Raw genomic sequence first — 267 nt, 5'->3', positions numbered from 1 at the left:
AGCTTAGGGCGACAAATGCGAGCCGTAACTCAAAACCGCGATATGGCAAAATGTCTGGGAATCAATACCAACTTAGTGGATATGGCAACCTTTGCCTATGGCTGTGGCTTAGCGGGAGTTGCGGGAACTGTCATTTCAGCAATTAAAACCGTTTCTCCGCCCATGGGTCAAGATTACTTGGTGGATGCCTGGATGGTCGTTGTCACTGGGGGTGTGGATAAACTGATTGGGACATTAGCCGGTGCAGTGGTGATTGGAGAATCGAAC

1 protein-coding gene is annotated in these 267 nt (G+C 49.4%); it reads left to right on the top strand.

Going from position 1 to position 267, the window contains the following annotated elements; translation table 11 throughout:
- Positions 1-15 precede the first annotated feature (15 nt).
- Positions 16-267, top strand: a 252-nt coding sequence (locus tag R0J92_RS23420; protein WP_411053440.1) for an ABC transporter permease subunit, incomplete at its 3' end; no start/stop codon positions are given.

Origin of the sequence: Tritonibacter sp. SIMBA_163, assembly GCF_046535935.1 — a bacterium.
Classification (GTDB): domain Bacteria; phylum Pseudomonadota; class Alphaproteobacteria; order Rhodobacterales; family Rhodobacteraceae; genus Epibacterium; species Epibacterium scottomollicae.
The sequence above is the reverse complement of the archived record's forward strand: the minus strand, read 5'-3'. Positions and strand labels throughout refer to the sequence as shown.